We start from the raw sequence: 11,883 nt of genomic DNA on the forward strand, positions 1-11,883 counted from the left end.
CGATCCGAATGAAAGAACGGGGAGCAAATGGGTTGGACGAAGAGACCCGACGCCGTCACATCAGGCTCTCAATCGCATCCCAAGGATGACGGACGTGATTGGGCCGCTTACTGAATGGTGGCTTTCGCTTTGAGATTCTTCACCATTCGGTCGACGAGTTCCGCTTGTGCCTGCTGGTACAGCATCGGCTTCATGTCTTCGAACGAGGGGACCTGCAATGGGCGGGTGTCATCGACCTCGATGACATGAAAACCGTATCCGGTCTTGACCGGGGTCCGCGTGTATTCGCCCTTGTGCAGATGCGAAACAGCGTCAGCGAACGGTTTGACCACCTTGCTGGAAGTGATCCAGCCCAGATCTCCGCCGTTGTATCGAGTGTCGGCATCGATCGATTCCTTTGCGAGGTCGCCGAACGACGCGCCCTTATTGAGCTTCGCAATGATGTCTTTGGCCTGACCCTCGTCCTTCACGAGAATATGGCGGACTTTATATTCCGTGCTGCCGCCTTTCGCTTTCATGTCGTTGTACATCGCCCTCAATTGATCGTCGCTGACAGGGTTCTTTTTCAGAAAGTCCTGCATGTACGCCCTGACGATCTCGACTTCCCACGTCGCCTGCGCCTGCACGAGAATCTTTTGCCGCGCGGCCTCGGCACGTGCCGCGACCTCCGGGTTCCGGTCGAAGCCGGTTTTCTCCGCCTGCTGGAGCAGAACTTCGCGCCGGATCAGTTCGTCGCGGACATGGTCCGTCAATTGAGGTGAATCGGGAAAACCTTGCGCATGCGCCTGTCCGATATACAAATCGGCGTCTGCCTGAGAAACTGCTTTGCCGTTGACCGTGACGAACGGCTTCTCGGTCGCGCTCGTCGCCAGGGAGAGCGTCGCACCGAGCACAAGTGCCAACATCCGTCGTGATAGTACTTTCATTGAGCGGACCACTTTCGTTGGTTCGAGAACTTCGGCGAACGATCGCCAAAGTTCCAGGTGTGTGTAACGCCAGGTCTGATCAGGAATCGGAACTGATCAGACGCCGGCGCTTGATGCGACTTTATTTGGTAATGGTGCCCGCAAGAGTCAGACTGCGCGACGAGTTCCCGACGTACACCGAGTAGGAACCGGTCGGAGTCGTCCACTGCTGCGAGTCCTTATTCCAGGTGCTGAGCGGATGATTCGGCGCGGCAGGATCGATCGTGATCGACACCGTCTGCGTTGCGCCTGCATTCAGACTCACCTTCTGGAATCCCACCAGACGCTTGGGCGGCTCTGCCGCCGAGGTCGGCAGCGCGATGTACACCTGCGGTACTTCGGCGCCCGCCACGGAACCCGTGTTTTTCACGACCGCGCTAACCGTGTAAGTGCCGTTTGCTCCGGTACTGACGGTCGGGTTGGTAATCGTGAAGGTCGTGTACGAAAGTCCATAACCGAACGGGAATGCCGGCGTTTTACCCATTGCGTCATACCAGCGGTAGCCGACGTTCAGCGCTTCGGAGTAGGTCACCGTCGCGCTTCCGTTGATCGACACGCCCGGGTACTGGTAAGGCGTAATCGAGTCCATGAAGCCCTGGCCGACCTGCGGGAACGTCACAGGCAGTTTGCCCGACGGATTCGCCACGCCCCACAGCAGATCCGCCACGATGTGCCCATCTTCCTCTCCGGGGAACCAGGTCTCGAGAATCGCGCTCGCGGCGGATGTCCCGCCCGTGAGGATCGAAGGATCGAGCGCTTCGGCGGCACTGTCCTTCAGAACGAGCACGGTGTTGCTGTTTGCCGCGACGATGGTTTGCAGCAACGCAAGCGTGTTGCTGTTTTTAGCGGTACTCGAGGTCGTGAGGGAACTCGACTTCGGCGAATACCAGTCGAGCGTGTTGAGGTATTTGCCGGTGTCGAGCGTCAGGCCCGTCGAGTCCGTAAAGGTCGCCTGGTCGGCACCTTCTTCCGACATGGAGCCGGCCATGAAGATCACGGCGTCGGCGCCGGTCGCCGCTGTCTGGACCTCGGAGATCGTTGCGGCCGCGCCGTCGATCGTGCCGGTCGAATTGTTATCGTCGACGAGCGCCAGATGAACCTGAACGCCGGTATTGCCGAGATTGGCAAGCGTATCCTTGATGCCCTGCACCGGCGTCACGGTGTACAACGCGACGACGTCGGAGCTGCCGCCTCCGGAACCCATTGGGTGACCGACGGAGCTGCCGCCAGCAACAGCTTGCTGCGCATAGACCTGGGTCGTCTTGCCGACCACGAGGACGTTTCGAACCGTCTTCTTCAGCGGCAAGGTGCCGTTGTTCTGCAGCAGCACGGCCGACTGCTCGCCAATCTGCTTCGCAACCGTACCGCCGGCCGTTGCGTTGATGGCGGTCTGAGCAATGGGCCGATCGAAGATACCCGCGCGGAACATCTGCGTATATCGGCGCAGCAGTGCGTTGTCGATATCCGAGGTCTGAATCTGCCCCGCTGCCAAGGCCGCATTCAGATTTGCCGGCGACCAGTTCTGCGGCAGCGGCATCTCGTTGTCCATGCCTGCCAGCATCGTCGGCGCGGTGCTATGCGCCGCAAAGAAGTCCGACTGCACGTAGCCCTTGAAGCCCCATTGTCCGCGCAGGACATCGGACAGGATGTGCTTCTGCTCGCACATCGAAAAGCCGTTCACCGAGTTGTACGAACACATCACGGCGCCGACGTTGCCTGCCTTCACCGCCATCTCGAACGGCAGCATATAGAGTTCGTGCAACGTTTGATCGTCCACGCTCTCCTGAATCGTCATCCGATTCGTTTCCTGTTCATTCGCCACCAGGTGCTTGGCCATCGCGATCATGCCGTGGGCTTGCACGGCCTGGATTTCAGCGACACCCATCGTGCCGGTGAGATAGGGGTCTTCGCCCATGTACTCGAAGTTGCGTCCGCCCACCGGCAATCTTGCGAGGTTCATGCCCGGCGCTTCGAACACGTGCAGAGCGAGATTGTTTCCTTCGACACCGACCACGTTGCCGAACTGGGTTGCCACGGAAGGATCGAACGAGGCTGCCATCGCGATGGCTGAGGGCAGCGCAGTCGCCTTGGCGGAACTGGAATCCGTATAGGCGGCAAAGCCCGATACGGACGGAGAAACGCAGTCGTTCTGGCCGATACCCACCGGCCCATTGGTGATCCGCAGTGTCGGAATAGCGTACTTCGACAGGCCGAGAATGTGCCGCGCACCGTAGCACTGCGGCAACTCGGGCAGGATGCCGGGATTTGAACCGGCCAATTGCTCTTCCTTATCGGCAAGCGCCATCGCAGGGACAAGCAATGCCGCGCGTGCTTCGGCAGACAGTGACGTGTTCATCCATGGCATCGCGGATGCCGAGGAGGTCGGAGTTGAAGCCGGCGTCGAAGCCGCCGTTGTGCTCGGACTATCACTGCCACCGCACGCCGCCAGAATGAATACGAAACTTGCGGCAGCGGCGGTTCTCCTCTGAGTGAATTTCACAGACATGTCTTTCCTCAATTGTTATATGCACAAACGCGAGCCGCGGATCGGTCGTTTTAATGTGAAGGACTGCGATTCAACCTGGTGCCAATGTTCCGGCTGCTGCTTTCCAGCCCTGATCCAAAGAGACATGCGGGCCTGACTGGAAGCTTGCCGTTCCCGACGGTCACGGTCTGCTTTCCAGTGAAGCCATCGTAATGTTTAAATTGTCATCAGACGACTAGGGTTTACGTCATGCCAATAAAAACAAAGACTTATGATTAAGCACGGACGTCTGATGAGTGTTTATCAAATTGACGAAACAAGTGGTGAAGCAAGGCGTGGCGGGCTTTCCAGAGGGCTCGGATAGGCGCAAGCGGCGAGTGTGAGCATTAAGTGGCGGCAAGAAGGCCGTCGACATCCGCGGCGTCGTTATCTTGCAGCGCGCAATGCAAAGGACAACAAAAAAAGCCTGGCGGGCTGCACCGTTCGTGCAGCCCGCCAGGCTTTTGATTGAGTTAAAGCGTTCTTAACGCACGAGACACGGACGCTTGTTGTCGAACTTCCAGTTCGGAATCAGATATTGCATGGCAACGCCGTCATCGCGCGCGCCGAGGCCGTGCTGCTGATACAGCGCATGTGCCTTCTCGAGCGCGTCCATATCGAGCTCGATGCCGAGGCCCGGCTTCTGCGGCACCTTGACCTTGCCGCCGACGATCTGCAGCGGATCTTGCGTCAGAAACTGTCCGTCCTGCCAGATCCAGTGCGTATCGATCGCGGTGATCTTGCCCGGCGCCGCGGCCGCGACGTGCGTGAACATCGCTAGCGAAACGTCGAAGTGGTTGTTCGAATGCGAGCCCCACGTGAGGCCCCAGTCGTTGCACATCTGCGCGACGCGCACCGAGCCCTGCATGGTCCAGAAGTGCGGATCGGCGAGCGGAATGTCGACCGATTGCAACTGGATGGCGTGACCCATCTGACGCCAGTCTGTCGCGATCATGTTGGTCGCCGTCGGCAGACCGGTCGCGCGGCGGAACTCGGCCATCACTTCGCGGCCCGAATAGCCGTTCTCCGCGCCGCACGGATCTTCCGCGTACGCGAGCACGTCGTGCTTGTCACGGCACAGGCGCACCGCTTCCGCGAGCGACCACGCGCCGTTCGGGTCGAGTGTCACGCGTGCTTCGGGGAAGCGCTCGGCCAGTGCCGTGACCGCTTCGATCTCGGCGTCGCCCGGCAGCACGCCGCCCTTCAGCTTGAAGTCGTTGAAGCCGTAGCGCGCCTGTGCCGCTTCGGCCAGACGAACGACCGTTTCCGGCGTCAAGGCGACTTCCGTGCGCACGCGCTCCCAGTCGTCACGTGCACCGGCGTTGTTCGCGTACGGCAGATCGGTCTTGTTGCGATCGCCGATATAGAACAGGTAGCCGAGCATTTCCACTTCGTCGCGCTGCTGCCCTTCGCCGAGCAGTGCGGCGACAGGCACGCCGAGATGCTGGCCGAGCAGGTCGAGCAGCGCGGCTTCGAGCGCGGTCACCGCGTGAATCGTGGTGCGCAGGTCGAAGGTCTGCAAGCCGCGGCCGCCCGCGTCGCGATCGGCGAACTGCGTGCGCACGCGGTTCAATATCGCCTGCAGATTGCCGATCGACTGACCGACCACGAACGGCCGCGCGTCGTCGATCGTCTTGCGGATGTTCTCACCGCCCGGCACTTCACCGACGCCGGTATGGCCCGCGCTATCGCGCAGGATCACGATGTTGCGGGTGAAGAACGGACCATGCGCGCCGCTCAGATTCATCAGCATGCTGTCGCGGCCGGCGACGGGCACGACGCGCAGTTCGGTGACGATCGGCGTGGCGTTCGATTCGGTAGGTTTCGTGGACATGGGAAAAGCACCTATTTGATGAAGTAAGCCGGCCGGCGGAAGCCGCCGCGCGCTGCGTGCGCGTTCGACCGGACCGGATGAAGACTCGAATACAGAAACGATGACGGCCGCATGCGTGCCGTCAGTGTAGTCAATGGGCGTTGCCGCGCAACGATTCGGGCAACGGCTCGCGATTGCCGGGCTTGTTACGCGTCAGGAAGCCGGCCGCCGCCGCGAGCAGCGACGCGACGCCGAGACCGTACAGGCCGCCCGTGATCGAGCCCGTGTGCTGCTGCAGATAGCCGAAGGTGGCCGGCGCGAAGAAGCCGCCGAGGTTGCCGAGCGAATTGATCAGCGCGAGCACGCCGGCGGCGACGCGCGCATCGAGGTAGCCCTGCGGGATCGGCCAGAACAGCGACGAGGCCGCCTTGAAGCCGATCGCCGAGAAGCAGATCGCGACGAACGAGAACACCGGGTTGCCCGACGTCGACGCGAACAGGCCGATCGCCGCGATGACGAGCGCGACCGCGAGCCAGCCCTGTTGATGACGCCATTTCGCCGACACGACCGCGAAGCCGTACATCGCGACCATCGCGATCAGCCACGGAATCGCGTTGAACATGCCGACCTGGAAGTCGGACAGGCCGCCCATCTTGCGAATGATCGTGGGCAGCCAGAACGTGGCCGCGTAGATCGTCAGCTGGATCGCGAAGTACAGGAAGCAGAACAGTGCGATCTGCGGGTCCTTCAGCAGCTTCATTGTCGGCAGATGCGCGCCGCCCTGCGCTTCGCGCGCAGCCTGTTCGGCCGCGATCGATTGTTCGAGCACGCGCTGCTCTTCGGTGGTGAGCCAGTGCGCGTCGCGGATGTGCGACTTCAACATCATCCAGCTGACCACGCACAGCACGATCGAAAACGCGCCTTCGATCAGGAACATCCACTGCCAGCCCTGCAGGCCGAGGCCGCGAATCGACAGCAGCGAACCGGTGATCGGACCGGACAGCACCGATGCGAGCGCCGAGCCGGACAGAAAGATCGCCATCGCCTTGCCGCGTTCTTTTTGCGGCAGCCACTGTGTGAAGTAAAAGACAACGCCGGGAAAGAAGCCCGCCTCGGCGACACCGAGCAGGAAGCGCAGCACATAAAACGACGTGTCGTTCCACACGAACGCCATCGCGCCCGCCACCAGCCCCCAGGTGCCCATGATGCGCGTGAGCCACGCGCGGGCACCGAACTTCTGCATCAGCACGTTCGACGGCACTTCGAACAGCGCGTAGCCGATAAAGAACAGTCCGCTGCCGAGTCCATACGCGGCCGCGCCGATGCCGAGATCGGTCTTCATGTGCGCGTTGACGAAGCCGATGTTCACGCGGTCGATATAGTTCGCGATGAACATGATCAGGAACAGCGGCAAAACGTTGCGCTTCACCTTCGCGACCGCCGATTCCAGCGGGTCCAGTGCACTAGTCAGAACTGATGTCAAGATTTGTCTCCCCTGTCGGCCGGGCGGCCGGGTTGGAACGCAGCGCGGCGCATCCGGTGGGTGCCGGATCGTGAAGTACGCCTGATACGTTGTCTGACGACAGTCTACCGCGTTATTTTGGTCAAATCCAGTTGGGTGTTTACCCTTTGACCCCCGGTTGACGCCCATGAAATAACGGAAGTTTCACGATTTCCGAACCTTGCCGACCAAGCCGGGGCACCACTCAAACTAAGACGTCCGATGTCTTAAATTGGCAAGCTGCCGGCAGCAGCCCATCCGTTTGGGCGAATGTCCGCCTCGACCCCGGTCCGCGGCGCGTCCACGGGCAAAAAATAGCCCGCGCCGATGCCGCCGAACGCGGCGGAATCGAGTACAGTCCTGTGCGATACTTTGCAGGACCAGTCAACCAGCCACAAAAATGAGCAGCCTAACTGAAAAGGTGGTGGCCACCCTTTCCGATGAAATTCGCCGCGGCGCGCTGAGGCCAGGCGACCGCATCCCCACCGAAGTCGCGATGATGAAGCAGTTGTCCGTGAGCCGCTCCGTGGTTCGCGAGGCGATTTCGCGTCTGCAGGCGGCGAGGATCGTCGAGACCCGCCACGGCATCGGCACCTTCGTGCTCGCGCCCGCCGCAGAAAAACCGATGCAGCTTCCCGCCGCCGATCTCACCAGCATGCTCGACGTGATGGCGATCATCGAGTTTCGGATCGACGTCGAAGCGGCCGCGGCCGCGCTCGCGGCATCGCGGCGCACCGAGCAGAACCTGAAGCAGATTCGCATCGCGCTCGATCGCTTCGAGTCGGAACTGGAGCGCGGCAGCACCGACACGCTCGCACACGACATCGAGTTCCATCTGCAGATCGCGCGCGCGAGCGGCAACCGCTATTTCTTCGACGTGCTGAGCCAGCTCGGCCGCTCGGTCAGCCCACGCACGCGGCTGGGTTCAGCCGAGATCGCGGAGCTCGACCATATCGAGGTGTTGCGCAGCGTGCTCGGCGAGCATCTGATGATCTATCGCGCCATCGAACGTCAGGACGCCGACGACGCGCGCGCCGCAATGCGCATGCATCTGAGCAACAGCCGCGAGCGACTGCGCCGCGCGCATGAATTGACGAAAGTAGGCGTGTGATCGCACGCGGGGCGGAGCGGCCGCCCCGCAACCCGACAAGCCACCAGCGATACCCTCACTGCCCCACGTCGAGGTCCATCAACGCCGAGCTCAGCGATTTGCCATGCGCATCGAGCGCGAGCGAACGCGTAACACCGCCGCCGAGCGCATCGCCGAGCACGAAGTTGAATGCGGCGATGCCCGGCAACTCATGACGCACCACGTCACCGCGCACCACGTCGCGCAGATGCGCCTTGACGCGCTCGGGCGTCAGCACATCGCGCAGTCGCTCGTAATGGCGTGCGTCGTAGCAGATCACCGAGATATTGAGCGTATTGCCCTTGTCGCCGGTGCGCGAATGAGCCAGTTCACGTAGTTTCATCTCAAGCCTCCACCAGCGAGAAAGCCGGCATCGCATGCTCGCGCGGCAGCAGCACCGATTGCACCGCGACCACCTCGCGTGCCGCCTTCGTCACGCCGCCTCCGCCCGCCGGTCCGTTCGTGTACAGCGTCTCGACCTCGTTGCCGATGCGCACCGCCTCCGCGAGCGACGCCGTGCGCCCCGCCACGCGCGCGCGCACTTCGTACGGCTCGCCATGACCGGCCGCCACCGTATCGCCATGCAGCGCGTTCACCCCGATCAGATCGACGCGCAGCTCGCGCGTCTGTACGCCGGTAAGCGCGAGGCGTTCGCGCACGATCTCGAGCGCGAGCCGTGCCCGCGCGAGCGCGCCGGGTCCGCCGTACGAAATCTGCCCTTCGCCGATATAGCCATCGAAATACGCTACCGACACTTTGAGCGTCGCGGTGCGCTCCGTGCCGTTACCGCCGGTCACACGCACGCGGTCCGGCGCTTCCTGCTCGACGCGCACCTGCGAGAAATCAGCGACCACGTCGGGCTGCAGATAACGACGTGGATCGTGGATCTCATACAGCAACTGCTCCTTGCAGGTCGCCTCGGTCACGAGCCCGCCACTTTGCGCGAGCTTCGTGATCACCACCGAACCGTCCCGTGCCACTTCGGCGATCGGAAAGCCGAGCCGCGCGAGATTCGGCACGTCCTTGAAACCGGGGTCCGCGAAATAGCCGCCGGTGATCTGCCCTGCGCATTCGAGCAAATGGCCGATCACCGTCGCCTGGCCGAGCATCGGCCAGGCGTCCATGCGCCAGCCGAATTCGTGGATCAACGGCGCGACGAACAGCGACGGATCGGCGACGCGCCCGGTCAGCACGACCTGCGCGCCGGCCGCGAGCGCCTCGACGATGCCGCTCGCGCCGAGATACGCATTGGCCGAAATCAGCCGGTCCTCGTACGCGGCCACCGCCTCGCCCGATTCGACGAAATGGAAGTCGCCCGCGCGCACGACGTCGAGCACGTCGTCGCCGGTGACCGCGGCAATCTTCAGACCGCCGAGGCCTAGCTCGTGCGCGATCTGCGCAGTCCTGCGCGCCGCCGCGAGCGGATTGGCCGCGCCCATGTTCGACACGATACGCACGCCGTTGCGCGCCGCGGCGGGCAGCACCGCGCGCATGCGCGCTTCGAGCAGCGGGTCGTAGCCAAGCTCCGGGTCTTTACTGCGCGCCTGCTGTGCGATCGCGATCGTGCGTTCGGCGAGGCATTCGAACACGAGATAGTCGAGCTGGCCGTGCTCGGCAAGTTCGAGCGCGGGTTCGATGCGGTCGCCCGAGTAGCCCGCGCCCGCGCCGATGCGCACGACGCGTTCAGGTTCAGTGGCTGTCATGGTGCTTGCGTCCGTTCAATGAAGCTCACAGTGGAAAGATCCCGAGCACGACGCACGCGATCGTCATCACGACCGACGCGCCGAACAGCAGGGGAAACGTGAATCTTTGGTGATCGGCCAGATCGATACCGCACAGGCCGACCACGAGGAACGTCGCGGGCGTGAGCGGGCTGACCGGAAAACCGGTGGTCATCTGTCCGAGCAACGCGGCCTGGCCGACGTGTACCGCGGGCACGCCGAGCTGCCCCGCCACTTCCGCGATCACCGGCAGTACGCCGAAATAAAACGAATCGGGATCGAACAGCATGCTGAGCGGCATCGACAGCAGGCCGAGCACGATCGGAATATGGCTCGCCATCGCCGGCGGCACGAAACCGACCGCCGCCTGCGCCATCGCCTTCAGCATGCCGCTGCCCTGCATCACGCCGGTGAATACGCCGGCCGCGAGCAGGATGCCGGCCATCATCAGCGCGGCGCGCGCATGCGCATCGATCCGTTTGCGCTGCATGTCGACGTTCGGATAGTTGACCATCAACGCGATGCACAGGCCCACCATGAACATGATCGCCGGTGGGATCTTTTCGCCCATCACGACCATCGTGCCCAGCACGACGAGCGTCAACACGATGTTGAACCAGAAGTTTTGCGGACGGCGCAGCGCCTGCTCTTCCGGCGTCAGCTCGCGTTGGGGCATCGGCACCGAACCGCTCGCGGCGGTGAGGCCGAGGCGCTTTTCTTCGCGCCGCCCGAGCCAGTACGCCATCGAGAACACGAACACGAGGCCGATCGCCTGCACCGGTATCAGCGGGTTGAACAGCGCCGAGATCGGCAGATGCAGCGACGCCGACGCGCGAATCATCGGCCCGGTCCACGGCAGAAAGTTGATGCCGGCCGCCATCGATACCGCCGCGGCGAGCACGCGCCGGTCCATCTTCAGGCGGTCGTAGAGCGGCAGCATCGCGGGAATCGTGACGAGGAAGCAGACCGCGCCGGAGCCGTCGAGGTGGATCAGCAGCGCGAGCAGCGTGGTGCCCATCACGATGCGCGTGGGCCGCGTGCCGACCGCGCGCAGGATGCGCTCGATGATCGGGTCGAGCGTGCCGGCATCGGTGATCGTGCCGAAGTACAGGATCGCGAATACGAACATGCAGACGACGGGCGCGAGGCTCTTCAGACCGTCGACGACGAACTTGCTCGTCTGCAAGCCGAAGCCGCCGAGCAACGCTGCCGCGAGCGGCACGATGATCAGCGCGACGAGCGGCGACATGCGTTTCGAGAGGATCGCGCCGAGCAGCACGACGATGGTGGCCAGCCCCAGCAATGGCAGCATGAGCTTGTCTCCAGGTTGTTTTTTAGTGTGATCGAGCGTAAGTTCTGCGCAGCAATAAAACAATTGAAATGAATTGATTGCAGCAATCACAAACGATCATGGATCTGAATCTACGGGACATCCGCGCGTTCGTCGCGGTCGCGCAAACGGGCAGCTTCACGCGCGCGGCCGCGCGGCTGCATCTGTCGCAGCCGGCGTTGACGGTGCAGATTCGCCGGCTGGAGGAAACGGTCGGTTTGCGCCTGTTCGATCGCAACAGCCGCAACGTCGCGCTGACGCCGACCGGCCGCGAACTGCTGCCCGTGCTACAGAAATCGCTGCACGACATGGAGCACGTGCTGCTCGACGCACGCGCGCTCGGCGAAGGCGCGAGCGGCACGGTGCGCATCGCGTGTCTGCCGACCTTCGCGGCGAGCGTGCTGCCCGAGCTCGTGCAGGCGCTCAGAAAAGCCGTGCCGCGCGTCGGCTTCGAGGTGCGCGATGTCGTCGCGAGCATGGTCAACACGTTGGTGCGAAACGAGGATGTCGATATCGGGCTGACCGGTGGCGAGCTGAACGACAGCGCGCTCGAGGTGCTGCATGAGGGCATCGACCGGCTCGTCGCGGTGCTGCCGAAGCAGCACGCGCTCGCGCGGCGACGCCGCCCCGTCACGCTCGCCGATCTCGCCAACGAGCCGCTCGTGCTGACCGCGCAGGGCACCAGCGTGCGCGCGGTCGTCGACAGCGCATTCGCCGACGCGCAATGCGTGCCGCGCATCGCCTGCGAGCCGACGTACATGATGAGCGCCGTCGCGATGGCGCGCGCCGGGCTCGGCATCACGATCCTGCCCGCATCGGCGCGTGTATCGGCTCCGGTTGTCTGGACAAGCTTTTGCAGCTCAGGCGGCCAGCTTCATCAGCCTTTCCTGACGGGCTTCG

The 11,883-nt window shown here is 63.0% G+C and carries 9 protein-coding genes; 2 read left to right on the forward strand and 7 right to left on the reverse strand.

The genetic code is table 11. From position 1 onward, the window contains the following. Positions 1 to 107: 107 nt before the first annotated feature. The 4 genes from EVC45_RS06970 to EVC45_RS06985 form a co-directional block, all read right to left on the reverse strand. Positions 108 to 893 carry a peptidylprolyl isomerase gene (locus EVC45_RS06970; RefSeq protein ID WP_248295048.1) on the reverse strand — a complete coding sequence of 262 codons (786 nt, stop codon included), beginning with the start codon at positions 891 to 893 and terminating at the stop codon, positions 108 to 110. 154 nt (positions 894 to 1,047) lie between these two features. Continuing rightward, entirely contained in the window at positions 1,048 to 3,321 is a 2,274-nt protein-coding gene (locus tag EVC45_RS06975; RefSeq protein ID WP_248295049.1) for a beta-glucosidase, read from the reverse strand. A gap of 652 nt (positions 3,322 to 3,973) precedes the next feature. After that, complete coding sequence (gene gudD / locus EVC45_RS06980; protein WP_129957277.1) at positions 3,974 to 5,323, reverse strand: glucarate dehydratase; 1,350 nt, start codon at positions 5,321 to 5,323, stop codon at positions 3,974 to 3,976. Between the two features lie 130 nt (positions 5,324 to 5,453). Beyond that, positions 5,454 to 6,785, reverse strand: a complete 1,332-nt coding sequence (locus tag EVC45_RS06985) for an MFS transporter (RefSeq protein WP_129957278.1) — start codon at positions 6,783 to 6,785, stop codon at positions 5,454 to 5,456. A 418-nt stretch (positions 6,786 to 7,203) separates the two neighbouring features. On the opposite strand from EVC45_RS06985, the gene EVC45_RS06990 reads away from it, so the two are divergent. Continuing rightward, positions 7,204 to 7,914, forward strand: a complete 711-nt coding sequence (locus EVC45_RS06990; protein WP_129957279.1) for a FadR/GntR family transcriptional regulator — start codon at positions 7,204 to 7,206, stop codon at positions 7,912 to 7,914. Between the two features lie 55 nt (positions 7,915 to 7,969). Here the strand turns inward: EVC45_RS06990 and EVC45_RS06995 are convergent, their stop codons facing one another. From EVC45_RS06995 to EVC45_RS07005, 3 genes are read right to left on the reverse strand one after another with little or no spacing between them, the layout of a single operon-like run. Next, complete coding sequence (locus EVC45_RS06995; protein WP_129957280.1) at positions 7,970 to 8,275, reverse strand: hypothetical protein; 306 nt, start codon at positions 8,273 to 8,275, stop codon at positions 7,970 to 7,972. Position 8,276: 1 nt separating this feature from the next. Then, positions 8,277 to 9,635 carry an acyclic terpene utilization AtuA family protein gene (locus EVC45_RS07000; RefSeq protein ID WP_129957281.1) on the reverse strand — a complete coding sequence of 453 codons (1,359 nt, stop codon included), beginning with the start codon at positions 9,633 to 9,635 and terminating at the stop codon, positions 8,277 to 8,279. A gap of 25 nt (positions 9,636 to 9,660) precedes the next feature. Further along, on the reverse strand, positions 9,661 to 10,965 hold the full coding sequence (locus EVC45_RS07005; RefSeq protein ID WP_129957282.1) for a CitMHS family transporter: 1,305 nt from the start codon (positions 10,963 to 10,965) through the stop codon (positions 9,661 to 9,663). A 98-nt stretch (positions 10,966 to 11,063) separates the two neighbouring features. Between EVC45_RS07005 and EVC45_RS07010 the strand changes: the two genes are divergently transcribed. Continuing rightward, on the forward strand, positions 11,064 to 11,883 hold an 820-nt coding region (locus EVC45_RS07010), incomplete at its 3' end, for a LysR family transcriptional regulator (RefSeq protein WP_248295050.1).

It is taken from the genome of Paraburkholderia sp. UYCP14C (genome assembly GCF_004197395.1).
Lineage (GTDB): Bacteria > Pseudomonadota > Gammaproteobacteria > Burkholderiales > Burkholderiaceae > Paraburkholderia.

Bases quoted from the DNA above. Each gene is read 5' to 3' on its own strand.
- EVC45_RS06995 (WP_129957280.1), bottom strand. From the start codon at position 8,275: ATGAAACTACGTGAACTGGCTCATTCGCGCACCGGCGACAAGGGCAAT.
- EVC45_RS06990 (WP_129957279.1), top strand. From the start codon at position 7,204: ATGAGCAGCCTAACTGAAAAGGTGGTGGCCACCCTTTCCGATGAAATT.
- gudD (WP_129957277.1), bottom strand. From the start codon at position 5,323: ATGTCCACGAAACCTACCGAATCGAACGCCACGCCGATCGTCACCGAA.
- EVC45_RS07005 (WP_129957282.1), bottom strand. From the start codon at position 10,965: ATGCTGCCATTGCTGGGGCTGGCCACCATCGTCGTGCTGCTCGGCGCG.
- EVC45_RS06975 (WP_248295049.1), bottom strand. From the start codon at position 3,321: ATGAACACGTCACTGTCTGCCGAAGCACGCGCGGCATTGCTTGTCCCT.
- EVC45_RS07000 (WP_129957281.1), bottom strand. From the start codon at position 9,635: ATGACAGCCACTGAACCTGAACGCGTCGTGCGCATCGGCGCGGGCGCG.